Annotated in this window: 22 protein-coding genes; 12 read left to right on the plus strand and 10 right to left on the minus strand. The window is 55.9% G+C overall.

The window, feature by feature from the left end; all coding sequences use genetic code 11:
• Together ACR6JA_RS15420 and ACR6JA_RS15425 are read left to right on the plus strand one after the other, a co-directional pair.
• Positions 1–219, plus strand: a complete 219-nt coding sequence (locus tag ACR6JA_RS15420) for a YheU family protein (protein WP_494494102.1) — start codon at positions 1–3, stop codon at positions 217–219.
• Positions 220–309: 90 nt separating this feature from the next.
• Positions 310–1179 (plus strand): phosphoribulokinase, encoded by an 870-nt coding sequence (locus ACR6JA_RS15425; protein WP_008457077.1) that lies wholly within the window; start codon positions 310–312, stop codon positions 1177–1179.
• 35 nt (positions 1180–1214) lie between these two features.
• Here ACR6JA_RS15425 and ACR6JA_RS15430 read toward each other — a convergent pair whose 3' ends face one another.
• On the minus strand, positions 1215–1619 hold the full coding sequence (locus ACR6JA_RS15430) for an OsmC family protein (protein ID WP_166868079.1): 405 nt from the start codon (positions 1617–1619) through the stop codon (positions 1215–1217).
• A 312-nt stretch (positions 1620–1931) separates the two neighbouring features.
• On the opposite strand from ACR6JA_RS15430, the gene crp reads away from it, so the two are divergent.
• Both crp and ACR6JA_RS15440 read left to right on the plus strand, forming a co-directional pair.
• Complete coding sequence (gene crp / locus ACR6JA_RS15435; protein ID WP_000242758.1) at positions 1932–2564, plus strand: cAMP-activated global transcriptional regulator CRP; 633 nt, start codon at positions 1932–1934, stop codon at positions 2562–2564.
• A gap of 62 nt (positions 2565–2626) precedes the next feature.
• Positions 2627–4711: a YccS/YhfK family putative transporter gene (locus ACR6JA_RS15440; RefSeq protein WP_213713898.1), complete on the plus strand. Its 2085-nt coding sequence runs from the start codon at positions 2627–2629 to the stop codon at positions 4709–4711.
• A 2-nt stretch (positions 4712–4713) separates the two neighbouring features.
• Here ACR6JA_RS15440 and argD read toward each other — a convergent pair whose 3' ends face one another.
• The 3 genes from argD to ppiA form a co-directional block, all read right to left on the minus strand.
• Positions 4714–5934: a bifunctional acetylornithine/succinyldiaminopimelate transaminase gene (gene argD, locus ACR6JA_RS15445; RefSeq protein WP_494494103.1), complete on the minus strand. Its 1221-nt coding sequence runs from the start codon at positions 5932–5934 to the stop codon at positions 4714–4716.
• Between the two features lie 89 nt (positions 5935–6023).
• Positions 6024–6587, minus strand: coding sequence for an aminodeoxychorismate synthase component 2 (pabA, locus tag ACR6JA_RS15450; RefSeq protein WP_494494104.1), 564 nt, complete (start codon positions 6585–6587; stop codon positions 6024–6026).
• A gap of 125 nt (positions 6588–6712) precedes the next feature.
• Positions 6713–7285, minus strand: a complete 573-nt coding sequence (gene ppiA, locus ACR6JA_RS15455) for a peptidylprolyl isomerase A (RefSeq protein WP_039288366.1) — start codon at positions 7283–7285, stop codon at positions 6713–6715.
• 280 nt (positions 7286–7565) lie between these two features.
• On the opposite strand from ppiA, the gene tsgA reads away from it, so the two are divergent.
• From tsgA to cysG, 8 genes are all read left to right on the plus strand, one after another.
• Positions 7566–8750 (plus strand): MFS transporter TsgA, encoded by a 1185-nt coding sequence (gene tsgA / locus ACR6JA_RS15460; protein WP_213713890.1) that lies wholly within the window; start codon positions 7566–7568, stop codon positions 8748–8750.
• A 181-nt stretch (positions 8751–8931) separates the two neighbouring features.
• Positions 8932–9549: a glutathione S-transferase family protein gene (locus tag ACR6JA_RS15465; protein ID WP_494494105.1), complete on the plus strand. Its 618-nt coding sequence runs from the start codon at positions 8932–8934 to the stop codon at positions 9547–9549.
• A 25-nt stretch (positions 9550–9574) separates the two neighbouring features.
• Positions 9575–11641 (plus strand): 2Fe-2S iron-sulfur cluster-binding protein, encoded by a 2067-nt coding sequence (locus ACR6JA_RS15470; protein ID WP_494494106.1) that lies wholly within the window; start codon positions 9575–9577, stop codon positions 11639–11641.
• 71 nt (positions 11642–11712) lie between these two features.
• Positions 11713–12603 carry a LysR family transcriptional regulator gene (locus tag ACR6JA_RS15475; protein ID WP_213713883.1) on the plus strand — a complete coding sequence of 297 codons (891 nt, stop codon included), beginning with the start codon at positions 11713–11715 and terminating at the stop codon, positions 12601–12603.
• A 177-nt stretch (positions 12604–12780) separates the two neighbouring features.
• Positions 12781–15330 carry a nitrite reductase large subunit NirB gene (nirB, locus tag ACR6JA_RS15480; RefSeq protein ID WP_213713881.1) on the plus strand — a complete coding sequence of 850 codons (2550 nt, stop codon included), beginning with the start codon at positions 12781–12783 and terminating at the stop codon, positions 15328–15330.
• Entirely contained in the window at positions 15327–15653 is a 327-nt protein-coding gene (gene nirD / locus ACR6JA_RS15485) for a nitrite reductase small subunit NirD (RefSeq protein ID WP_008457053.1), read from the plus strand. The genes nirB and nirD overlap by 4 nt, the downstream gene beginning before the upstream one ends.
• Before the next feature lie 183 nt (positions 15654–15836).
• Positions 15837–16643 (plus strand): nitrite transporter NirC, encoded by an 807-nt coding sequence (gene nirC / locus ACR6JA_RS15490; protein WP_494494107.1) that lies wholly within the window; start codon positions 15837–15839, stop codon positions 16641–16643.
• A gap of 13 nt (positions 16644–16656) precedes the next feature.
• A complete protein-coding gene (gene cysG, locus ACR6JA_RS15495; protein WP_494494108.1) occupies positions 16657–18030 on the plus strand; it encodes a siroheme synthase CysG in 1374 nt (457 codons plus the stop codon).
• Between the two features lie 27 nt (positions 18031–18057).
• Here cysG and ACR6JA_RS15500 read toward each other — a convergent pair whose 3' ends face one another.
• Genes ACR6JA_RS15500 through ACR6JA_RS15525 form a run of 6 tightly spaced genes read right to left on the minus strand, consistent with a single transcriptional unit; the run spans position 18058 to position 24123 of the window.
• Complete coding sequence (locus ACR6JA_RS15500) at positions 18058–19149, minus strand: aminotransferase (protein WP_494494109.1); 1092 nt, start codon at positions 19147–19149, stop codon at positions 18058–18060.
• 9 nt (positions 19150–19158) lie between these two features.
• Entirely contained in the window at positions 19159–20463 is a 1305-nt protein-coding gene (locus tag ACR6JA_RS15505; RefSeq protein ID WP_494494110.1) for a YhfT family protein, read from the minus strand.
• Between the two features lie 10 nt (positions 20464–20473).
• Positions 20474–20827 (minus strand): DUF2620 domain-containing protein, encoded by a 354-nt coding sequence (locus ACR6JA_RS15510; RefSeq protein ID WP_038478118.1) that lies wholly within the window; start codon positions 20825–20827, stop codon positions 20474–20476.
• Between the two features lie 9 nt (positions 20828–20836).
• On the minus strand, positions 20837–21727 hold the full coding sequence (locus ACR6JA_RS15515; protein ID WP_494494111.1) for a phosphotriesterase-related protein: 891 nt from the start codon (positions 21725–21727) through the stop codon (positions 20837–20839).
• Positions 21714–22958 (minus strand): phosphopentomutase, encoded by a 1245-nt coding sequence (locus tag ACR6JA_RS15520; RefSeq protein WP_494494112.1) that lies wholly within the window; start codon positions 22956–22958, stop codon positions 21714–21716. The genes ACR6JA_RS15515 and ACR6JA_RS15520 overlap by 14 nt, the downstream gene beginning before the upstream one ends.
• Positions 22951–24123, minus strand: coding sequence for a YhfX family PLP-dependent enzyme (locus ACR6JA_RS15525; RefSeq protein WP_494494113.1), 1173 nt, complete (start codon positions 24121–24123; stop codon positions 22951–22953). The genes ACR6JA_RS15520 and ACR6JA_RS15525 overlap by 8 nt, the downstream gene beginning before the upstream one ends.
• Between the last annotated feature and the right edge of the window lie 59 nt (positions 24124–24182).

Raw genomic sequence — 24182 nt, forward strand, 5'->3', positions numbered from 1 at the left:
ATGATCATTCCCTGGCAAGATCTCGACCCTGAAACGCTCGACAATTTGATTGAATCTTTTGTATTACGGGAAGGCACCGATTATGGTGAGCAGGAGCGCTCGTTGACGCAAAAAGTCGCCGACGTGAAGCGCCAGTTACAAAACGGCGAGGCCGTGCTGGTTTGGTCTGAACTCCATGAAACGGTGAACATTATGCCGCGCGGGCAGTTTCGCGGCTGACCGCTGACTGGCAGGGTGATCTATACTGGCTGAAAAGTATAACAAGCAGATACAGATCTCTTTTCCGATCCCTCACGGAGTTTTCACCCTATGTCAGCCAAACACCCGGTTATTGCGGTCACAGGTTCCAGCGGCGCCGGTACCACGACCACCAGCCTCGCTTTCCGCAAGATTTTCCAGCAGCTCAACCTGCGCGCCGCCGAAGTTGAAGGCGACAGTTTCCACCGCTATACCCGCCCGGAAATGGACATGGCCATCCGCAAGGCACGCGATGCTGGCCGCCATATTAGTTACTTTGGGCCAGACGCCAACGACTTCGGGTTACTGGAACGAACTTTTATCGAATACGGCCAGACCGGCAAAGGGCAAGCACGTAAATACCTGCATACCTACGATGAAGCGGTGCCGTGGAACCAAGTGCCGGGCACTTTTACGCCCTGGCAGCCGCTCCCGGAGCCCACTGACGTCCTGTTTTACGAAGGCCTGCACGGCGGTGTAGTCACCCCTCAACATAACGTCGCCGACTGCGTCGATTTACTGGTAGGCGTGGTGCCCATCGTTAACCTGGAATGGATTCAGAAACTGGTGCGCGATACCAGCGAACGCGGCCATTCACGGGAAGCGGTGATGGATTCCGTAGTGCGATCCATGGACGATTACATCAACTTCATTACGCCGCAGTTCTCACGTACCCATATCAACTTCCAGCGCGTTCCGACCGTAGACACCTCTAACCCGTTTGCCGCGCGAGCCATTCCGTCGCTGGACGAAAGCTTCGTGGTCATTCACTTCCGTGGGCTGGACGACATCGACTTCCCTTATCTGCTGGCGATGTTGCAGGGGTCGTTTATCTCCCACATCAATACATTGGTGGTACCGGGCGGGAAAATGGGGCTGGCGATGGAGCTGATCATGGCCCCGCTGGTGCAGCGGCTGGCGGAAGGCAGGAAAATTGCCTGATAGCGTGAGGGCGGCTTTACACCGCCCTTTTCTACTTACGCTTCAATAATTTCGTAGCTGTGGCTAATCTCGGCGGCTTTCTCCAGCATCAACGTCACCGAGCAATATTTCTCTGCGGTCAGCTCAACGGCGCGGGCAACCGCGCTTTCTTTCAGCTCTTTCCCGGTCACAACAAAATGCAGATGGATGCGGGTAAACAGACGCGGTGCTTCTTCACGACGTTCGGAAGTCAGTTTCACCTCACAATCCGTCACATCATGGCGGCCTTTTTGCAGAATCGACACCACGTCAATTGAGCTACAACCGCCCGCGGCCATCAGCAGCATTTCCATCGGGCTTGGCGCTTTATCCCCGGAGTTACCGTCCATCAGAACTTGGTGGCCAGAAGCGGATTCGCCGAGGAAGGTCATGCCTTCCACCCATTTAACACGTGCCTGCATTTTACCTACTCCCGTAATAAAAATTTCTTTCAGATTACGCGTCTACGTGAAAACTGGCAACGTAAGGCGATCCAGGTCATGCTGAAACGAGACAATACAAGACACTAACCAAAAGCTATGCTAAAACAATCCGGATGCTGCTGCGATACAGAGACGTTTATGCCGTAAGCAGAGGAAACGACTAATTACAGGCCGCAGGGTTAACCTGCCCGCCAGCTCCCAGGGCTTGGGAAAATTTCACGATTGCAACGCCAGACAAGAGGTTCCACGTCTTGTCTTTGGTAGCCAGTTTATAACAGAGGATAACCGCGCATGGTGCTTGGCAAACCGCAAACAGACCCGACTCTCGAATGGTTCTTGTCTCATTGCCACATTCATAAGTATCCGTCGAAGAGCACGCTGATTCACCAGGGTGAAAAGGCGGAGACGCTGTACTACATCGTCAAAGGCTCCGTAGCTGTTCTGATTAAAGATGAAGAAGGCAAGGAGATGATCCTTTCTTATCTGAATCAGGGTGATTTCATTGGTGAATTAGGTTTATTCGAAGAAGGTCAGGAGCGTAGCGCCTGGGTTCGTGCCAAAACAGCCTGTGAAGTAGCTGAAATTTCCTATAAAAAATTCCGTCAGCTGATTCAGGTCAACCCGGATATCCTGATGCGTCTTTCTTCCCAGATGGCGCGCCGCCTGCAGGTGACTTCTGAGAAAGTTGGCAACCTTGCCTTCCTCGACGTGACCGGCCGCATCGCTCAGACGCTGCTTAACCTGGCTAAACAGCCGGATGCCATGACCCACCCGGACGGGATGCAAATCAAAATCACCCGCCAGGAAATCGGTCAGATCGTGGGCTGCTCCCGCGAAACCGTTGGCCGTATTCTGAAAATGCTGGAAGATCAGAACCTCATTTCCGCCCACGGTAAAACGATTGTCGTTTACGGCACCCGTTAATTAGCCCTTATAAAGGCGTGTCGCTTCGGTAACACGCCTTTTTTGTCTCTACAATTCAGGCTATGTGGAAGAGATTAATTTACCACCCGGAAGTTAACTACGCGCTGCGGCAAACGCTGGTGCTGTGTCTTCCCGTGGCTGTCGGCCTGCTGCTTGGCAGCCTGCAAAACGGCCTGCTCTTCTCGTTAGTTCCCGCCTGCTGCAACATTGCCGGGCTGGACACACCACACAAACGCTTCTTCAAACGTTTGATTATAGGCGGCAGCCTGTTCGCCCTCAGCAGCCTTATCCTGCAGCTTCTGCTGCTCTATACCCACATCCCGCTGCCGGCAATATTGATCGTCATGGCTCTGCTGCTCGGCGTGACGGCGGAAATCAGTTCACTTCACGCTCGCCTGCTGCCCGCATCGCTGATCGCCGCTATTTTTACGCTCAGCATGGCCGGTAACATGCCTATATGGAAACCGATGGTGCTCTATATCTTCGGTACCATCTGGTACGGCGCTTTCAACTGGTTCTGGTTCCGGCTTTGGCGCGAACAGCCGCTCAGGGAGTCGCTCAGCCTGCTGTACCGCCAATTGGCAGATTACTGCGAAGCAAAATACAGCCTGCTGACCCAGCATACCGACCCGGAAAAAGCGCTGCCGCCGCTGCTGGCCCGCCAACAAAAAGCCGTCGATCTGATCACCACCTGCTATCAGCAGCTGCATATGCTATCGGCCAACCAGCAAAACGGCTACAAGCGTCTATTACGCGCTTTCCAGGTTGCGCTGGATCTGCAGGAACACATTTCGGTAAGCCTGCACCAGCCTGAAGAGGTGCAAAAACTGGTCGAGCAAAGCCATGCCGAGGCGGTGATCCGCTGGAATGCCCAAACCATCGCCGCGCGCCTGCGCGTGCTGGCAGACGATATTCTTTATCACCGCTATCCAACGCGCTTTACCATGGATAAGCAGATCGACGCCCTGGAAAAAATAGCTCGCCAGAACCCGGACAATCCAGTGGGGCAGTTCTGCCATTACCACTTCAGCCGCATTGCCCGGGTACTGAAAACCCAGCGGCCGCTGTACGTGAGGGATTTAATGGAGGACAGGGAACGCCGTTTACCGTTTTTCCCGGCCCTGAAAAGCTATCTCTCGTTCAAATCCTCCGCTTTGCGCAGCTCCGCGCGCTTAGGTGTGATGTTGACCATTGCCAGCCTGCTGGGCTCCTTCTTACACCTGCCAAAGCCGTATTGGATCCTAATGACGGTGATGTTCGTGACGCAAAACGGCTACGGTGCAACGCGGGTGCGCATTGTTCACAGGGCGGCAGGCACCATGGCAGGGCTGTGTATCGCGGGTATCACCCTGCACTTCCACGTCCCGGACAGCTACACCCTGCTGGCGATGTTAATGATTACGCTGGTGAGCTACCTGTTTATCCGCAAAAGCTACGGCTGGGCCACCATTGGCTTTACCGTCACGGCGGTATATACCCTGCAGCTCATTACCCTCAGCGCCGAGAGTTACATCATTCCCAGGCTCATAGACACTCTTCTTGGCTGCCTGATCGCCTTTGGCGGCATGATCTGGCTGTGGCCACAGTGGCAAACCGGCCTATTGCGTCAGAACGCCCACGACGCGCTGGAGGCAGATCAGGATGCTATTCGGCTGATATTGAGCAACGATCCAGAGCCCACGCCGCTGGCCTGGCAGCGTATGCGGGTCAACCAGGCGCACAATGCGCTGTTTAACTCGCTCAATCAGGCGATGCAGGAGCCAGGCTTTAACTCCCACTACCTGGCAGACATGAAACTTTGGGTGACGCACAGCCAGTTCATCGTCGAGCATATCAACGCCATGACCACGCTGGCGCGCGAACACAACATGCTGACGCCGGACCTGGCGCAGAAATATCTACAGTCTTGTGAGATTGGGTTACAGCGATGCCAGCAAAGGCTGGAGTATGACGGGCCTGGCGGGTCGAACGACGCGAATATCCTGGAATCGGACACGCTGCCCACGGGGCCGTTAAGCACCATGGAGCAGCATTTACAGCGGATTATTGGCCACCTGAACACCATGCATACCATCTCCTCGGTCGCCTGGCGCCAGCGGCCTCATCATGGGATCTGGCTCAACCGCCGTCTGCGACGCTCGGGTTAGCCTTAGCTGGCTACCACGCTGGCAACCGCTTTGGCGAAACGCTGCATCCCTTCCAGGATATCCGCGTCCTCGACAATAAGCGAAGGCGCGAAGCGCATAACGTCCGGCCCGGCGTTCAATACCATCACACCTTCTGCCGCGCCAGCGTAGAGAAACTCGCGGGCACGCCCTTTGTACTTCTCGTTAAGCTCTGCACCAATCAACAGTCCCATGCCACGAATGTCGCTGAAAAGATCGAACTGTGCGTTTATCTTTTGCAGTTGTTCAACGAAAAGCTGACGTTTGTCCGCCACACCTTTGAGAACTTCCGGCGTGTTGATGATATCGAAAGCCGCCCCGGCCACCGCACAGGCCAATGGGTTGCCACCGTAGGTAGAACCGTGGCTACCGACGTGGAACGCGGAGGCAATTTCATGGGTGGTCAGCATAGCGCTTACCGGGAAGCCACCGCCAAGCGCTTTGGCGCTGGTCAGAATATCTGGCGTGACGCCGTAGTTGATGTAAGCGAAAAGCTCGCCCGTGCGGCCCATGCCGGACTGCACTTCATCAAAGACCAATAGCGCCTGATGCTCATCACACAAATCGCGCAGCCCCTGCAGGAACTCCGGCGTCGCGGCGGTCACGCCACCCTCGCCCTGAATCGGCTCCACCACTACCGCGCAGGTATGATCGCCCATCACCGCTTTCACCGCCGCGAGGTCGTTATACGGCACATGAATAATGTCGGCAGGTTTCGGGCCGAAGCCGTCGGAGTATTTAGCCTGTCCACCCACGGAAACAGTGAACAGCGAACGCCCGTGAAACGCATTGTAGAAGGCGATGATTTTGCTTTTGTACGGGCTATGGCGGGTCGAAGCATAATAGCGAGCCAGCTTGAAAGCCGTCTCGTTCGCTTCCGTACCGGAGTTCATGAAGACGACGCGCTCGGCAAAGGTGGCATCAATCAGCTTACGGGCAAGTTTCAGGGCGGGCTCATTAGTAAAAACGTTGCTGGTGTGCCACAGGGCTTCACCCTGGGTCTTCAGCGCCTCCACCAGCGCAGGGTGGCAATGCCCCAGTGCGGTCACGGCGATGCCTCCGGCAAAATCCACATACTCCTTCCCGGCTGCGTCCCACACGCGGCTGCCTTTCCCTTTCACTGGAATAAATTCTGCTGGTGCATAAATCGGCAGAATCACTTCATCGAAGGTTGCCCGCGTAACCGCTGCTTGTTCAGTTGCCATTTATTCCCCACCCGTTTTTATGCGTTAGATTTTAATGAAAATATAATCACGAAATATGCATAAAAAACCAAAAACAGGCAAGTGACAATTCATCTCTGGAGGAAATTCGCCAGCAGCGCATGCCCCTGTTCGCTGAGAATACTTTCCGGGTGGAACTGCACGCCCTCAAGATCCAGCGAGCGGTGACGGATGCCCATAATTTCCTGCTTATCCGTCCACGCCGTAACCTCGAAACAGTCAGGCAGGGTATCGGGATCAATGAGCAGCGAATGATAGCGCGTCACGGTCAGCGGATTATTCAGCCCACGGAATACGCCGCCGCCGTTATGGCTGATGGCGGAGGTTTTGCCATGCATCACCTGTTCGGCCCGCACGATAGTCGCCCCAAACACCTGCGCAATAGCCTGATGTCCGAGACAAACGCCAAGAATCGGTAGCCGCCCGGCAAAGTGATTAATGGCGGCAAGTGAAATACCCGCCTCGGTCGGGGTACAAGGGCCTGGAGAGATCACCAACTTGTCCGGGGTCAGGCGCTCAATATCTTCCAGCCCAATTTCATCGTTACGCTTAACCAACACCTCCTCACCCAGTTCGCAAAAATACTGGTAGAGGTTCCAGGTGAAGGAATCATAGTTGTCGATAAGCAGTAACATGGCAGCTCCAGGGCAAAAAAGAACGCGCTATTCTAGTCGCTTTCCAACGCCAGGCTCACCACTTATTGAAATTCTCTGCTTCAGGGAAGGCGTAGCGCGGGCGATTGAGGCCCGCGCAGAAATACTTAAGGCAGGACCTTCGCGGAAAGAATCACGATAGGTTTAGTCGGCACATTCTGGTACGGGCCGACGTCATGGCTTGGCGCCTGGGAAATTTTATCGGCAACGTCCAGACCTTTGACCACTTTACCAAATACGGCGTAGCCAAAGTCACGCTGGCCGTGGTCCAGGAAGGCATTATCGGCCACATTGATAAAGAACTGGCTGGTTGCGCTGTCTTTGTCTGCGGTACGCGCCATAGAAATGGTGCCGCGGGTGTTACGCAAGCCATTGTCCGCTTCGTTCTTAATCGGTGCGTTAGGCTGCTTCTGGTTCATATCTTCGGTGAAACCGCCGCCCTGAATCATAAAGCCCGGGATTACGCGGTGGAAGGTAGTGTTGTTATAAAAACCGCTGTTGACGTAATCCACGAAGTTTTTGACCGAAACCGGCGCTTTTTGGCTATTTAACTCAAGCTCAATATTGCCAGCCGAGGTGGTCAACAGGACGTGCGGATCGCCTTTTGCAGCCAGCGCTGCAGGTGAAAGCGCAGAGAGGGCGAATACAGCTGCAACAGCCGCCAGTGTCGATTTGAGCATGAACAATTCCTTACGAAGGCAGTGAGTGAAGCAAGTGGCTTGATTGTAAAGAGGCACCGCAGCCGACGCCAGCCATTTACGGTTTTTTACTTACACGCAAATCAACGAGTTGCCGTGCCAACACGCTGAAATAGATTGAAATATGTGATGCACCTCATGATTCAATCAGTTTATTTCAGCAATAAATTCATAATTCATTTAAATAGATCACGCAAATGACTAAAATCTGCCCGTCCGCCGCGCTGTCAATGCGCTTTACATTTCCTTGCACAGGCTCGTTATGACTAACAGCAACCGAACCAAGCTCTTATGGATTAGCTTCTTCTCCTACGCCCTGACTGGCGCGTTGGTGATCGTCACCGGGATGGTGATGGGAAACATCGCAGAGTACTTTAATCTGCCGGTGTCCAGCATGAGTAATACCTTTACGTTCCTTAATGCCGGTATTTTAATCTCTATCTTCCTGAACGCCTGGCTGATGGAAATCGTGCCGCTGAAAACCCAGCTGCGCTTTGGTTTCCTGCTGATGGTGCTGGCCGTCGCTGGCCTGATCTTCGGTCATAACCTGGCTATCTTCTCCGCATCCATGTTCGTACTGGGCCTTGTGAGCGGGATAACCATGTCGATTGGTACCTTCCTGATCACCCATATGTATGAAGGGCGTCAGCGTGGTTCCCGCCTGCTGTTTACCGACTCCTTCTTCAGCATGGCCGGGATGATTTTCCCGATGGTCGCCGCTATTCTGCTGGCTCGCAGCATCAACTGGTACTGGGTCTACGTATGTATCGGCCTGGTCTATGTCGCTATCTTCCTGCTGACCCTGGGCTGTGAATTCCCGGCGCTGGGCAAACATGCGAAGAAAGACGACCAGCCTGTCACCAAAGAAAAATGGGGCATCGGCGTGCTGTTCCTGTCCATCGCGGCGCTGTGCTACATCCTCGGCCAGCTGGGCTTTATTTCCTGGGTTCCGGAATATGCCAAAGGCCTGGGCATGAGCATCAACGATGCCGGTAAACTGGTGAGTGACTTCTGGATGTCTTACATGTTCGGCATGTGGGCGTTCAGCTTCATCCTGCGTTTCTTCGACCTGCAGCGCATTCTGACCGTGCTCGCCGGGGCAGCCACCGTGCTAATGTACCTGTTCAACCACGGTGACCCGGCTCACCTGGTGTGGTTTATTCTGTCGCTTGGTTTCTTCTCCAGCGCCATTTACACCACCATCATCACCCTGGGTTCACAGCAGACCAAAGTGTCCTCTCCGAAGCTGGTTAACTTTGTCCTGACCTGCGGCACCGTGGGCACCATGCTGACCTTCATCGTCACGGGTCCAATCGTGGCGCACAGTGGTCCTCTGGCTGCTCTGCACACCGCCAATGGCCTGTACGCTGTCGTCTTCGTCATGTGCCTGCTGCTTGGGTTCGTCACCAGGCACCGCCGCCATGGCGTAGAGGCTGCGGCACACTGATAGTCCTGCAACTCACCCTCTCCTTTAACAGGGAGAGGGTTCTTTCACTTTCCCTCCCGCTATTATTACGTTTTTCGCAATAATGAATTGCCGATAAGGCTTATTCCTGCCCATTATTGCCTGTGGCAACCTGTTTGCATCGTTCGGGGCCTTTCCCGTTCAGTCAATCAGGAACCAATTTATGAAACTCTACCACTTCCCGCTGTCAGGTCATGCCCACCGCGCTCGCCTGTTTCTCTCCCTGCTCGGCCTGCCCCATGAGCTGGTTGAACTGGATCTAAAAGCTGGTGCGCACAAGCAGCCGGAATACCTGGCACTCAACCCGTTTGGGCAGGTCCCTCTGCTGGACGATGAAGGCACGCTGATCCCTGACTCCAACGCCATTCTTGTCTACCTGGCGAAAAAAAGTGGCGAACGTGCATGGCTGCCGGAAGATCCGCAGGGCGCGGCAGCCGTTCAACGCTGGCTTTCCGTCGCCGCCGGAGACCTCGCCTTTGGTCCAGCCGCAGCCCGCCTGGTCACGGTTTTCGGTGCCAAATTTAATCCTGATGAGGTGATTGCCCGCGCTCACGTCTTTCTGGGACGCCTTGAACAGCATCTCGCCAACCGTAAATGGCTGGTCGGCGACCACCCAACCATCGCCGACGTTGCCATTTACAGCTATACCTCCAGCGCACCTGAGGGGAATGTGGACCTTTCCGGTTATCCAGCCGTGAATGCTTTCCTCCGTCGGATAGAAGCGTTGCCAGGGTTTGTGCCTTTCGTTAAAACGGCCGCAGGCCTTAACGCCGTCGCCTAATCTCACGCATCCCTGGGAGAGCAAAATGAGCGAGAAGCTGACGAAAAAGTCGGTCTGGCATAAAGGTGAAATATTCCTTCAGGACAAAATCGGCGTCACCGAACGTATGGCTGAAGTGGGCCAGCGAGTAATACGCGATTACATGCCCGAGCAGCATCGTGACTTCTACGCTCAGCTGCCTTTTATCGTCATCGGCAGCATCTCTCAGAATGGCGAAGCGTGGGCAACATTTCTGGAAGGTAAGCCCGGTTTTATCTCCTCTCCGACCTCAACCCGCCTGACGATTGCAGCGTCGTTGCCTGGGGAAGATCCGGCCAGAGAAGGGGTAGTGCCCAACGCATCCCTTGGTTTGTTGGGCATCGAGCTTCATACCCGACGGCGTAACAGGATGAATGGCACGCTACTGCAAACAGAGGGCGGCCTTCAGGTTGAAGTCGACCAAAGCTTCGGTAACTGCCCGCGCTATATTCAACTGCGTGAATTCACTTTTACCCGCGCGCCCGGTAGTCATGCAGGTGGTACGTTAGAGACCCTTCCGGGGCTGGACGCTGAAGCAAGCGCAATGATTCAGGCAGCTGATGCCTTTTTTGTGGCCTCCTGGGCCGAAAGAGAGGGTAAGCGACAGGCCGACGTTTCCCACCGCGGCGGCAAACCCGGCTTCATCCGGGTCGGCGATGACGGCACACTGACCATTCCTGACTTCAACGGCAATCTCTTTTTTGCCACACTCGGTAATATTCTGCTTAACGGCCAGGCTGGCCTGCTGTTCGTGGACTTTAACACCGGCGACATGCTGCAAATGACCGGCGAAGCAAAAGTCATTCTGGACTCACCGGAAATCGCCGCCTTCCAGGGCGCAGAACGGCTATGGACGTTTAAAGCCCGTCGGGTTGTACGCCGCCGCAACGCGCTGGCGCTGCGCTGGAAGTTTGAAGCCGAGGGGCTTTCTCCTCATTCGCTGATGACCGGAGACTGGCAGGCAGCCAGCAACCGCCTGAAAGCGACGGAACTCGCCACCCGCTGGCGGCCTTTTCGCGTGGCGAAGATTGAGGATGAGAGCCGCTCGATTCGATCTTTCTATCTTCAACCTGACGACGATGCTGGCCTGCTGCCTCATCTCGCCGGGCAGCATTTACCCATTCGCGTGAAGCTTCACGGCACAGAAGCTCCAGCAATCCGTACTTACACGCTTTCATCGGCTCCGTCCGACGGTTTTTATCGTATTAGCGTCAAGCGGGAAGGAAGTGTCTCCAGCCACCTGCACAACGGCGTTTCCGTTGGCGATATAATTGACGTCCGGGCTCCGGCTGGAGGTTTCACCCTTGACGCCCATGAGCCACGCCCTGCCGTGTTGCTGGCCGGAGGCGTGGGCATTACCCCGGTGCTCGCCATGCTGCGCCACATCGTCTATGAAGGGCTACGCAAACAACGTATTCGACAAACGTTTTTGTTCCAGGCATCAAGACAGCTGGAAGATTTACCTTTTACTCACGAGATTGGCGAACTGGTCACGGCAGCCAAAGGTGCCGTGCAGGTGATTCGCGTACTCAGTCAGCCGGAAAGCGCTCAGTTGGGCGTGGAGTATGATGTTCGTGGTCATATCGATATACCTTTACTGACCAGTCGTCTGCCGTTTAACGACTACGATTTCTATGTTTGCGGCCCGGCGGCATTCACCCAATCTCTCTATGACGGACTGCGGAAATACAACATCGGCGATGACAGAATCCATGCGGAAGCCTTTGGTCCCTCAGCGTTGGTTCGCACCACAGCCAGCCAAACGCCAAAACCTGACGCCCTGCAGCCTTCCACCGGCCCCGTACCGGTTGCTTTTATGCGTTCACTAAAAGAGGCTCGCTGGCTACCGGATTCAGGTTCGCTTTTAGAGCTGGCCGAAGCTCGGGGATTAACCCCGGAATTCAGCTGCCGGGAAGGCCACTGCGGAACCTGCCGGACTAAACTCCTCAAAGGCTCAGTCACCTACCCGAAAATACCGTCCGCAAGCACGGCAGATGATGAGGTCCTGATTTGCTGCGCAGTTCCGGCACAGCTGCCTGCGGGAGAAGAAAACCGCATTCAGCTTGAGCTGTAATACCGGGATTGCGCCATACCCGGCGAATACCCGATACTGAAATTCTTTTCAGACAGGTGATGAGGTTGTGCATGGATCGTTGGCAGGCGATGAAAATTTTCGTCAAAGTCGCAGAAACCGAGAGTTTTGCCGCTGCGGCACGCCAGCTCCATATCAGTGCGCCAGTGGTCACGCGTGCGGTTGCTGCCCTGGAAGAGGTCATCGGAACCCGGCTTTTTATCCGCACCACACGCACAGTGAAGCTGACCGAGCCTGGCCTGCGATACCTCAACGACTGCCGCACGATTCTCACCAGCATAGAGGAAGCCGAGGCGGCAGCGGCAGGCTCCTATGCCACGCCGTCTGGGATCCTGACGGTTACCGCTTCTGTGCTGTTCGGCCAGAAATTCGTCTTGCCGGCGATCACTGATTATCTTGACGCGTGGCCAACCATGCGCGCCCGGTCACTGTTCGTTGATCGCCAGGTAAACATCATCGAAGAAGGAATCGATGTCGCCGTTCGCATTGGGCATTTGCCCGATTCAGGGCTGACGGCAACCAAAGTCGGCACCGTGCGCCGGGTCGTTTGTGCTTCCCCAGGTTACCTGGAAAAACATGGCACACCGTTGACACCTGCGGACCTCAAAAACCACCGTATTGTCTCTTCGGCCAGTGCCTGGGCCTCACCGGAGTGGCGCTTTGCGGGTGAACAACGCGTCATGATCAATGCCGCGCTCCAGTGCAACAACAACGAGTCATCGATTGCCACCGCAAAAGCAGGCTGGGGGCTGACGCGAGTCCTGGATTATCAGATAGCGCCAGCCCTGCACGAGGGGGAACTGCAAATCGTACTGAGCGAATACGAGCTTGAGCCACTCCCCATACATGTGGTGCATACCGAAGGCCGCCACGCTTCCGCCAAAGTACGCACTTTTGTTGACTTGATTGTTGCCCGGCTCCGCGCGAACCCTTTGCTGAACTGAATCTCCTCTAACGTCTGCTACTGGCGGAAAACCAGACAATTCCATGACTTACAAAAACACATCAAAATCAATGATATACCTCTTAATGGGTATATAAAGGCGCATTTGATTTGCATCAATAATCACCACAGCTGAATCGTTAAGGTAGGCGGTAATAGAAAAGAAATTGAGGCAATTATGAGCAAAGTCAGAATCGCAGTTATCGGTAATGGCATGGTTGGCCATCGCTTTATCGAAGACTTACTTGATAAGGCCCCGCCGGACCAGTTCGACATCACCGTATTTTGTGAAGAGCCGCGTAAAGCCTACGATCGAGTACACCTTTCTTCTTATTTCTCCCATCATACCGCTGAAGAACTCTCCCTTGTCCGCGACGGCTACTACGAAAAACATGGCGTAAAAGTGCTGGTTGGCGAACGTGCCATCACCATCAATCGCCAGGAAAAAGTGATCCATTCCAATACCGGCCGCACCGTTTATTACGACAAACTGGTGATGGCGACAGGTTCTTACCCGTGGATCCCGCCGATTAAAGGCTCTGAAACCCAGGACTGCTTCGTTTACCGCACCATCGAAGACCTTAATGCCATTGAGTCCTGCGCCCGCCGCAGCAAACGCGGGGCCGTCGTCGGCGGTGGCCTGCTGGGGCTGGAAGCGGCCGGGGCGCTGAAAAACCTTGGCGTGGAAACCCACGTTATCGAATTCGCGCCAATGTTGATGGCCGAGCAGCTTGACCGCATGGGCGGCGAACAACTGCGCAGCAAAATCGAGCGCATGGGCGTGCGTGTGCATACCGGCAAAAACACCCAGGAAATCGTCCAGCAGGGCACTGAAGCCCGTAAAACAATGCGTTTTGCCGACGGCAGCGAGCTGGAAGTGGATTTCATCGTCTTCTCCACCGGTATTCGTCCGCAGGACAAGCTGGCTACGCAATGTGGGCTTGAAACGGCCCAGCGCGGCGGGATCACCATCAACGATAAGTGCCAGACTTCCGATCCGGATATTTATGCCATCGGGGAGTGTGCCAGCTGGAATAACCGCGTTTTTGGGCTAGTTGCGCCGGGTTATAAAATGGCTCAGGTCACGGCCGACCACCTGCTCGGCACGGAAAACACCTTTGAAGGCGCTGACATGAGCGCCAAGCTGAAACTGCTCGGCGTTGATGTCGGCGGCATTGGCGATGCGCACGCCCGCACGCCTAACGCCCGCAGCTACGTTTACCTCGATGAAAGCAAAGAGGTTTACAAGCGACTGGTGGTTAGCGAAGACAATAAAACCCTGCTTGGTGCCGTGCTGGTGGGCGACACCAGCGACTACGGCAACCTGCTGCAGCTGGTGCTGAACGCAATTGAGCTGCCGGAAAACCCGGATGCGCTGATCCTGCCGGCACACGCCAGCAGCGGAAAACCGTCTATCGGCGTCGATAAGCTGCCGGAAAGCGCGCAGATCTGCTCCTGCTTTGACGTCACCAAAGGTGACCTGATCAAAGCCATCAACAAAGGCTGCCACACCGTGGCGGCGCTGAAGGCCGAAACCAAGGCAGGGACCGGCTGCGGTGGCTGTATTCCGCTGGTGACTCAGGTGCTGAACGCCGAGCTGGCCAAAGCCGGTATCGAAGTGAACAACAACCTGTGCGAACACTTCGCCTTCTCGCGCCAGGAGCTGTACCACCTGATCCGCGTGGAAGGAATCAAATCCTTCGACCAGCTGCTGCACAAATACGGCAAGGGTTACGGCTGTGAAGTGTGTAAACCCACCGTGGGTTCGCTGCTGGCTTCCTGCTGGAACGACTACGTCCTGCAGCCTGAGCTGACGCCGCTGCAGGACACCAACGATAACTTCCTCGGCAACATTCAGAAAGACGGCACCTACTCGGTGATCCCGCGCTCGGCAGGCGGCGAAATCACGCCTGAAGGACTGATGGAAGTGGGTCGTATCGCCCGCGAATACAACCTGTATACCAAAATCACCGGCTCTCAGCGCATCGGCCTGTTCGGCGCACAAAAGGACGATTTGCCAGAAATCTGGCGTCAGCTTATTGAAGCCGGGTTCGAAACCGGCCACGCCTACGCCAAAGCGTTGCGAATGGCGAAAACTTGCGTCGGCAGCACCTGGTGCCGCTACGGCGTGGGCGACAGCGTAGGCTTTGGCGTCGAGCTGGAAAACCGCTACAAAGGCATCCGCACCCCACACAAAATGAAGTTTGGCGTCTCCGGCTGTACCCGCGAATGTGCGGAAGCGCAGGGCAAAGACGTGGGTATTATCGCCACGGAGAAGGGATGGAACCTGTATGTGTGTGGTAACGGCGGCATGAAACCGCGCCATGCGGACCTGCTGGCGGCGGACCTCGACCGCGACACCATCATCAAGTATCTCGACCGCTTCATGATGTTCTACATCCGCACCGCCGACAAACTTACCCGTACTTCCGTCTGGCTGGAAAACCTGGAAGGCGGCATTGATTACCTGCGTAGCGTGATTGTCGATGACAAGCTGGGCCTGAACGATCAGCTTGAAACGGAGATTAACCGCCTGCGCGAGAAAGTAATCTGCGAGTGGACGGAAACTGTGAACACGCCGCAGGCGCAGGTTCGCTTCAAACACTTTATCAACAGCCCGCAGCGCGACCCGAATGTGCAAATTGTTAGCGAGCGCGATCAACACCGTCCGGCCACGCCGTATGAGCGTATTCCGGTCACTCTGGTAGAAGTGGAGGAACACGCATGAGCCAGTGGACAACCGTTTGTCAGCTAGACGATATCCTGCCAGCAACCGGCGTTTGCGCCCTGGTCGGTTCGGCGCAGGTGGCTATTTTCCGCCCGCGTAAAGACGAGCAGGTTTACGCCATCAGTAATATCGACCCGTTCTTTGAAGCCAGCGTGCTTTCCCGCGGACTGATTGCAGAACATCAGGCCGAGCTGTGGGTTGCCAGCCCGCTGAAAAAGCAGCACTTCCGCCTGCGGGACGGCCTGTGCCTGGAAGATGAAAGCCGTTCCGTACCGCACTATGAAGCGCGCGTGCAGGACGGGCTGGTGCAGATAAAAGCGTAATCCATAAAACAACCCTCACCCTATCCTCTCCCTAAGGGAGAGGATACCGACAGTATTCCTCCCTCGGGAGCGAGGGAACCGATCGAGCAACAATAGCGGCGACGGATTTCCCCCTTTCCCTTTGGGAGAGGGCCGGGGTGAGGGTATTTAATTTTTATTTTTAACTTCATTGGGATAGCAAAAATGTTCACCGACACCATCAATAAGTGTGCAGCGAATGCCGCGCGTATTAACCGTCTCTCGCAGACAAACCCTCTGGGCTTTTGGGTCAGTTCCGCCATGGCTGGGGCCTACGTTGGCCTTGGCATCATCCTGATTTTCACCCTCGGTAATTTACTCGATCCGGCCATTCGTCCGCTGGTGATGGGTGCGACCTTCGGGATCGCCCTGACGCTGGTGATTATCGCCGGTTCCGAGCTGTTCACCGGGCACACCATGTTCCTGACCTTCGGCGTGAAAGCCGGCACCATCTCTCACGGCCAGATGTGGGCGATTCTGCCGCAAACCTGGCTGGGCAACCTGGTCGGCTCGGTATTTGTCGCGCTGTTGTATAGCTGGGGCGGCGGTAGTCTGCTGCCGGTAGATACCAGTATCGTGCACACCGTCGCGCTGGCAAAAACCACTGCACCAGCGATGGTGCTGTTCTTTAAAGGGGTGCTGTGTAACTGGCTGGTTTGCCTGGCAATCTGGATGGTAATTCGCACCGAAGGGGCGGCGAAGCTCATCGCAATCTGGTGGTGCCTGCTGGCATTTATTGCCTCCGGCTACGAGCACTCCATCGCCAACATGACGCTGTTTGCCCTGTCCTGGTTTGGCCATCATAGCGAGGCTTATACGCTGTCCGGCATCGGCCATAACCTGCTGTGGGTCACGCTGGGGAACACCCTTTCCGGCGTGGTATTCATGGGTCTGGGTTATTGGTATGCTACGCCGAAAGCCGAACGCCCGCAGCCTGCCGCCGCAGGCGCAGCGGAAACCGCCCGTAATTAATTGAGGATTGACCGTGGATCACCTGCCGATATTTTGTCAGTTACGTGGCCGCGCCTGCCTGCTGGTAGGCGGTGGCGATGTCGCTGAACGCAAAGCGCGTTTATTGCTGGAGGCAGGTGCGCGCATCACCGTTAACGCCCTCGAATTCAGCCCACAGTTTAAGGTGTGGGCTGAGCAAAATATGCTGACGCTGGCCGAAGGGGCGTTCTCAGAAACGCTGCTGGACGAAAGCTGGCTGGCAATTGCCGCCACCGACGATGATGAGGTGAATCAGCAGGTTAGCGATGCCGCTGAATCCCGCCGGATCTTCTGCAACGTGGTGGATGCGCCGAAACAGGCGAGCTTTATTATGCCGTCGATTATCGACCGCTCCCCGCTGATGGTCGCCGTCTCTTCCGGCGGCACGTCCCCTGTTCTGGCCCGACTGCTGCGCGAAAAGCTGGAAGCCAGCCTACCGCTGCATCTGGGTAAAATCGCCGCTTTTGCAGGTACTCTGCGTGGCCGCGTGAAACAAACTTTTGCCACCATGGGCGAGCGTCGCCGCTTCTGGGAGAAGTTTTTCACTAACGATCGCCTGGCGCAGTATCTGGCCAACGAAGACCAGCTTGCCGTTGAAAAAGAGACGGAATCGCTGTTCTCCACCCCGCTCGATCACCGCGGTGAAGTGGTGCTGGTTGGCGCTGGCCCCGGCGATGCTGGCTTGCTGACGCTGAAAGGCCTGCAGCAAATTCAGCAGGCCGATGTTGTAGTTTATGACCGCCTGGTGTCGGACGACATCATGAATCTGGTCCGCCGCGACGCAGACCGCGTGTTTGTCGGCAAGCGGGCGGGCTACCACTGCGTGCCGCAGGAAGAGATTAACCAAATCCTGCTGCGGGAGGCGCAAAAAGGCAAACGCGTGGTTCGCCTGAAAGGCGGCGATCCGTTTATCTTCGGGCGCGGCGGTGAAGAGCTGGAAACGCTGTGCAACGGCGGAATTCCGTTCTCTGTCGTGCCAGGGATCACCGCAGCTTCCGGCTGTTCCGCCTACTCAGGCATTCCGCTTACTCACCGGGATTACGCGCAAAGCGTGCGCCTGGTCACCGGCCATTTGAAAACCGGGGGCGAACTCGACTGGGCTAACCTGGCGGCAGAGAAACAAACGCTGGTGTTTTACATGGGGCTTAATCAGGCCTCGGCTATTCAGCAGCAGCTGATCGCCCACGGGATGGAAGAGAGCATGCCGGTTGCGCTGGTAGAAAACGGCACGGCGGTGAATCAGCGCGTCGTGGACGGCACCCTAGACCAATTAGGTGAGCTAGCCACCCAGGTTTGCAGCCCGGCGCTGATTATTGTAGGCCGAGTGGTGGGCCTTCGTAACAGGCTAAACTGGTTCTCAAACCATTAAATACCAAGGGAGGCACCAGCCTCCCTTTTACTTTTCTGCCTCTGCACAGCTTTCCCGCAAAATTCTTAACACGGTTTCTGCGCCGCTGCGGTTCGGGTTGATGCGGATCATCCGCTTTTCCAGCCCCGACTCAGACTGTCTAAAGGTCCCGGAAAGCCGATAAAAAAGCGGCGGGATTTCATACTTAGATTCTGCGCCTACCGGATAAGGTAATGCACCCAGCTTTTGTGCGGCGGCCAATACTTTTTCGGCAATCGGTCGATGAAACTCCACCAGCAGCACCTTCGACTGCGCATTGGCGATAAATGCACTTTTAACCTGAGGCACAGCACCCTGAGACAATAACTCAACCAGCGCATCGTTCACCTGCGCCTGAACGGCATGCATCACCGGGGCGAAGACTAACCCGCGCAGCGCCTCCATAGCCTGGAAGCCCTGCACCTGACTGCCACCGGAGTACATGCTCTGACGCACAGCCTGAACGGCCGATTTATCACCGACCACAACGCCAACGCCCACCGGGCCGAATAGCTTAAAGCAGGAGAAGGTCGACAGCGTGGCTCCGCACTCGCAGCCGATGTTGTCGACCTTCATCACCGCATAATTATCGTCGGCCAGCGACGGCAAAGCGTGGCGATTAAAACAGGCCACCACATCAGCCAATGAATAGGCGTCATCCAATGTCTGGCGGGAATGCTGAATCAAAGCTGCAGCCGGACGATGAGCCGCAATAGCGGCTTCCACATCATTTAACTTATTGAAATCGGCGCGAATCAGCTCCAGCCCCATCTGTTCGGCGATAACCGCAGTGGTAGGATACAGCGGAGCCTGATGAATCAGCAGCTTATCGCCAGCGTTTAGCAATGCCGCCAGCCCGCTACGAATAGCCCCGGTGCCGGCTCCCTGCACCAGCGCGGCGGCTGGCGCAGAGAAGAAATCAGCCAGAACGGCCTCAACCCGCTGCGTGGTGTTGGGCTGATTCAGACCGGGCACCAGGCCGACATCCCCCAAGCTCAGAAAATCAGCCCCAGGAAAATGCCGGCAGATGATATCCACCAGGGCGAATTGCTTCTGCTGGGCCTGAGCCAGGCTCAGGCTTTGCAATGGCCAGCTTTCCACATAACCCCCTTAGGCCGGGATAAACAGGCCGCAGAAGAACAGAATATTCAACACAATGCCGGTTATCATCACCGCCACAACCGGCGCGGCCATTTTCTGCACCGGGCGACCCAGCGATTCGTTCAGGAAGTACAGCGCTGTCGCAATGGTGAAGCCGGTATAACCCGCCATTTTGATGGCGGCAAAGATAGAGCCAATCAGCAGCGCCATCTCCATCAGCATGTTCATCGCGTTGCGGATGTTGTCCGATGCGTTACGCACAGAAGGATAGCGACCCAGCCATTTCCCGATAGAGCGCAGCAGCAGGACTTCAGCGGAAATCACCAGCGCCCCCACCACAAAAGCGAGTAGCGGGTTAGCAATCAGGTAGCCGACGGCGAATACAAAGGTGAACCCGGCCACGGCATAAACGCCGGTCGCCAGCGCCGTCGTGGCGATCATCGGCACAAAGCCCAGGCCACGCATAAACTCAGCCAGTGCGGCCTGATCAATCAGGCTTTGAGACTGTGTCGGATCCAGCCCAACCTTGTAGGCTTTTTCCAGCGTAAAGATGGAGACCTCGCTGCCCGCAAACAGCTTCATACTGGCAACGGCGGCGATCAGCCCGCCAACGATGGCGATATACGGCAAGTTCTTGATGATCCTTGACGTCCGCTCTTCAAACACCGACTGCCCGTGAGCATCGTGCTCATGTTTATCCCTCGAGCGTAGATCCTGAAAAATCGCAATCGCCAGTAGCATAATCATGCCCACGAAGATTTCGATGGATTCCGGGTTCAACTGCGGGAAGAAACGCACCACCAGCACGCGAGTCAGCAGCACAACCACCGCCGCGAACAGGCTGTTCTTCCAGCCAAACTGGTAGAGAATCGCGACCAACGGGAATAGCGCAAAGGCAGATACTACCGGAGAACTCAGCTCACCCAACGAGCCGAGAACATCTACCGGCAGCGCGGTCAGCAGGTGGTTCACCGGCACCAAGCAGGTCAGGATCAGGATCCCCCAAACGGCACCCAGCCCAAACGCCAGCACGCTGTTGGCCGCCAGCACGCCGAGGATGTCGGTCGGTAGGAACAGCAGCCAGCTGTTAAGCAGCCCGGTTTTCAGGGTGAAGGAGATCCCGACGGAAGCCACAAAGCCGATGCTCAGGCCGAAAGCGATACTCCCCGCCTCGCGGCGGTTCATATTGCCTTCAATAAGCTGCGGCAGAATCGGTCGAATCCCGTCATGGAACACCGCCGCGGAGCGGTGCGCCAGTAAAGCCGTCATCCCGGTCAGCAAGGCAACAACAACAAGGTGAAGGTAGAATTCCATACGGATGCCTTTATTTTAAATGGTTAACGAGCAGCGGGATGGCGTGCTCGATATGCTCAACGGAGAGACCAAACGCCACTTTGCCTTCTGAAACCAGGCGGGCAATTTGCTCTTCTTTCGCTTTAATGCCGGGCTTAGCGATGGTGCAGCTGCGGTTGTAGCCAATCACCGCGATGGCAATAGACAATGCCGCACCAGCCCCGGTATTACAGGCCCCAATGTAGTAATCAAGCTGGCCGGATTTCACCTTCAGCGCGGCGTCCATGTCGTTATAGATAAACACTTCGAAGCTGCCCGGCGCGGCGGTTTCGATGGTTTGTTTGATGAGTTCGCGCTGTAGGCCAGCGACACCGATCTTTTTCATGGGAAATCCTTACTTATAAAAGACAGAGGGGTTGTCACGTAACATCAAATCGACGTCTGGCTGGCTGAAACCGGCCTCCAGCAGCATCGGCACAAACGTGGTAAGCAAATAGTCGAAACCTGGCCCGCCGTTCGCTTTCAAATGGGAGCGACGAGTAATGTCCATCGACAGCATGACGTGGTCGAGCAGCCCGCGATCTTTAAGTGCGCTCAGCATCGCAATGCGTTTTTCGTCCGGGTAATAGCTGTTTTTGCCGATGGTATCGAACTGGACGTAGGCGCCCTGATCGATCATCCGCAGGATGTTGTCCAGATTGTCTTTCAGGTCGCAGTGCCCGACGGTGACGCGGGAAAGATCCACGCACCATGACTTCAGAAGTGCCAGTTGCTCAAGGCCCATGGTGCTGAATGACGTATGGGTTGAAATCGGCCTGCCGGTTTCATGATGCGCGATGGCTGCCGCCTGGAAAACTCGTTTCTCCACCGGGGTGATAACGTCCACGCTAGAGCCTATTTCCGCGATGATTCCCGCTTTTAACGCCGTGCCGCCGATGCCAATTTCTATTTCATCGATCATCTCCTGCGCCAGCACTTTTACCGGCGTGGTGGCCACGTGCGGCGGGAAGAAATCGTGCTGGTAGTAACCGGTGCAGGCCATCACGTTCATTCCGGTATCACGGATGATATCCAGCAGGAACTGTGGGTTGCGCCCCATGTAGCGGTTGGTCATTTCAATGATATTGCGCACACCCTGCGCGTAGAGTGACTTCATTTCACCGCAAATCAGCTCGTACTGATCCAGTCGGCAATCGATATTGTCCTTGAAGCTGGAAAGATCGATATGAAGATGCTCGTGGGCATAGGTATAGCCCGATGGATCGATATGCTTATACCCCGTCATGATTCACTCCACCTGTTGAAGAGACATTCAGCAGCGGCAGGAACGACGTTCCGTTCTGCGGCGCGGCTGCCCTAAAAAAGTCACAAACCGTGGCACCCACATCAGAAAGCGTAGCGCGTGCGCCCAGATAATTGCCTGTTATACCGGGCTGCCAAACCAGCAACGGCACGTTTTCACGAGTGTGCTTGCTGTGGCCAATCGTCGGGTCGTTCCCGTGATCCGCCATGACGACCAGGCAATCCCCGAGCTGCATATCGGCCATCAGCAGAGCCAGGTTTTTGTCTACCAGCTCAAGCCGCTCGGCGTAGCGCGCAACGTCTTCAGCGTGGCCCGCTAGATCGGTTTCCTGAATGTTGGTACAAATAAAGGCGCTGCCAGGCTTATTCAGCTCATCCCGGGTGATATCAAGAATGCGCTGCGAGTCGACCAGATTCTGGTAGCTGATGCCGTGCGGGTTAATCGCAATATCAGCCACTTTACCCACCAGCACGGTTTTAACACCGACCTGATGCAGCTGCTGTGGAGCCTGAACGCTGGCATCCACGCCGTAGCCCATATGCACCACCTGGAACCCACTTTTGTATACCCCAGAACGCGGGGCGTTAATGCCGACATAAAGCCCCTGTTTCTCTTCCGCGGCGTTAATCAGCTGCTCGCTGCTCTCAAGCAAGCCACCAAAGGCAATGACCCGACCCACTTTGACGCAGCGGCGCACGACTTCACCAATGGCGCGTACCTGCTCAAACGGTATGGTGCTGAGATTGGCGCTGATGTTAAACACCTGCCCAAGATCGGCCTCAAGGTTATCTCCCACGGCGACAGCCTGGTTTACCCACAGAAACTGCAGCTCGCCACCTCTGCGTTCAACCTGCCAGCCAGCGTCAGCCAGTTCACGTTCTACGTCGTCGATCACTGCAGAAAACGGCATACGGAGTGGCGTTTGTGGCCTTGTGCCCAAAATTTCCTGGTGACCCATAAAAGTGTCCCCACCTTCATGCTGCAGTGCGGCTGTGCCATACGCGGCATCGGCGTTCGGCTGCATCACATTGGCCGTAAAGCCCAGCGCATTAATCAGGCCCAGCTTCTCAAGCGTGGGTAAACGCAGGTCGGGAAAGTGCTGCAGGATATGTCCACAGGTATTCGCACCGATGTCCTGCGGCCTGACTTCCGGTACATCGTCCATTGCGCCCACGCCGAAGCTGTCTATGACCAGCACCAGAAACTTACTCATGTTGACCTCCTGGAATCGGATGCCCAAGGCTGTCGTACAGCGCCTCGAGCACCGGGTTCCCGCTCTGGATGCCGGACACCAGCGCCACATCGCTGCGGGTGACAAAAATCTGCGTGCGGAAGCACATCACCACCGGGCTGCCAACGGGATAGCTGCCCTCCAGCGCCAGGTGATAATCAATGCTGGTGCTGTCTGGCGGCATCAATCGCGCCTGCTCAGGCTGCAAATCGCGGCTGAACACCAGCGCATTCTGCGCATGGCCGCGACGATAATATCCGCCGCCGAAGCAATAGCTTTTGCCCTGAAACTGATGGGAAACCTCCGTCAGATAGAGCATGGCAATCGCCTCGGGCTGGTCGCCATGCTGGTTCGCCGGAATGGTGCCGGTCAGCGCGTGGCCCGGTTCAGCATGAGTTACTCCGTGCTCGGCCAGAATGGAGAAAGTGCTGCAGCTTGAGGCCGACGGCGCGTTGATTTGCTCGATCTGAATTCCCTGTTCGTGCAGCAAGTCCCGCGCCTTCAGCAGCGTGATCAAGTTGCGGGTTGGCTGCGTCTGTTGCTGCTCTTCGTTCCAGAGCAGGCAGGGGAAATGCGTCAGCCCGGCAAGCCGAATGCCCGGCATTTCGCGAATGGCGCGTACCACGTCGTCCAGCTCACCGAGCGGAAAACCAGCTTCCTGGCCCGGGTAAAGTCGGTCGTACTCGGCGAATACCTTCAGCATTACAGCCTGAACACGTCCGCTCGCCCGCGCGGCATCGGAAATTTCGCGGGCTTTTTCCAGCGAGAAAAGCGTGATGATTTCCGTCTCGCCGTTCACATTCTCTTCGACCAGGGCCACCGGCACCTGCACCAGATGGCCCACATGTGAGACGGGCACATTGGCTTCACGCAGCGTGCGGGATTCTTTAAAATCAACGGCCACGGCGCCTTTAAAGCCCAACTCAATCAGCTTGTTGGCAAGCCAGGGGTTACGCCCGATTTGCTTGGTCATAAAGTAGAGCGTGATGCCGTGCTTCTGCGCGGCCGCGAGCAGTTTCCGGCCGTTCTCCAGAACCTGATCGACATCGATAATCCAGGTATCGGGAAGTACTGCGCCCTGCCGCCAAAGCGTTCTGGCCGCATCAATCAACGCCGGGTTCTGTGCCTTGAGTGCCTCAATAAACATGCCTTGCCTCGCGACCTGATAAATAAACCTCTTAAATAATCATTTTTTTGAATATTTAA

It is taken from the genome of Cedecea sp. B1(4) (assembly GCF_059414925.1).

What these genes read in the sequence shown, in the direction of transcription:
- ppiA (WP_039288366.1), bottom strand. Translation starts at nt 7,285, where the DNA reads ATGCTCAAATCGACACTGGCGGCTGTTGCAGCTGTATTCGCCCTCTCT.
- ACR6JA_RS15465 (WP_494494105.1), top strand. Translation starts at nt 8,932, where the DNA reads ATGAAACTCTACCACTTCCCGCTGTCAGGTCATGCCCACCGCGCTCGC.
- ACR6JA_RS15525 (WP_494494113.1), bottom strand. Translation starts at nt 24,123, where the DNA reads ATGTTTATTGAGGCACTCAAGGCACAGAACCCGGCGTTGATTGATGCG.
- nirB (WP_213713881.1), top strand. Translation starts at nt 12,781, where the DNA reads ATGAGCAAAGTCAGAATCGCAGTTATCGGTAATGGCATGGTTGGCCAT.
- ACR6JA_RS15430 (WP_166868079.1), bottom strand. Translation starts at nt 1,619, where the DNA reads ATGCAGGCACGTGTTAAATGGGTGGAAGGCATGACCTTCCTCGGCGAA.
- ACR6JA_RS15515 (WP_494494111.1), bottom strand. Translation starts at nt 21,727, where the DNA reads ATGACGGGGTATAAGCATATCGATCCATCGGGCTATACCTATGCCCAC.
- ACR6JA_RS15475 (WP_213713883.1), top strand. Translation starts at nt 11,713, where the DNA reads ATGGATCGTTGGCAGGCGATGAAAATTTTCGTCAAAGTCGCAGAAACC.
- ACR6JA_RS15425 (WP_008457077.1), top strand. Translation starts at nt 310, where the DNA reads ATGTCAGCCAAACACCCGGTTATTGCGGTCACAGGTTCCAGCGGCGCC.
- ACR6JA_RS15440 (WP_213713898.1), top strand. Translation starts at nt 2,627, where the DNA reads ATGTGGAAGAGATTAATTTACCACCCGGAAGTTAACTACGCGCTGCGG.
- ACR6JA_RS15470 (WP_494494106.1), top strand. Translation starts at nt 9,575, where the DNA reads ATGAGCGAGAAGCTGACGAAAAAGTCGGTCTGGCATAAAGGTGAAATA.
- pabA (WP_494494104.1), bottom strand. Translation starts at nt 6,587, where the DNA reads ATGTTACTGCTTATCGACAACTATGATTCCTTCACCTGGAACCTCTAC.
- nirD (WP_008457053.1), top strand. Translation starts at nt 15,327, where the DNA reads ATGAGCCAGTGGACAACCGTTTGTCAGCTAGACGATATCCTGCCAGCA.
- ACR6JA_RS15520 (WP_494494112.1), bottom strand. Translation starts at nt 22,958, where the DNA reads ATGAGTAAGTTTCTGGTGCTGGTCATAGACAGCTTCGGCGTGGGCGCA.
- nirC (WP_494494107.1), top strand. Translation starts at nt 15,837, where the DNA reads ATGTTCACCGACACCATCAATAAGTGTGCAGCGAATGCCGCGCGTATT.
- crp (WP_000242758.1), top strand. Translation starts at nt 1,932, where the DNA reads ATGGTGCTTGGCAAACCGCAAACAGACCCGACTCTCGAATGGTTCTTG.
- ACR6JA_RS15420 (WP_494494102.1), top strand. Translation starts at nt 1, where the DNA reads ATGATCATTCCCTGGCAAGATCTCGACCCTGAAACGCTCGACAATTTG.
- ACR6JA_RS15505 (WP_494494110.1), bottom strand. Translation starts at nt 20,463, where the DNA reads ATGGAATTCTACCTTCACCTTGTTGTTGTTGCCTTGCTGACCGGGATG.
- ACR6JA_RS15510 (WP_038478118.1), bottom strand. Translation starts at nt 20,827, where the DNA reads ATGAAAAAGATCGGTGTCGCTGGCCTACAGCGCGAACTCATCAAACAA.
- argD (WP_494494103.1), bottom strand. Translation starts at nt 5,934, where the DNA reads ATGGCAACTGAACAAGCAGCGGTTACGCGGGCAACCTTCGATGAAGTG.
- tsgA (WP_213713890.1), top strand. Translation starts at nt 7,566, where the DNA reads ATGACTAACAGCAACCGAACCAAGCTCTTATGGATTAGCTTCTTCTCC.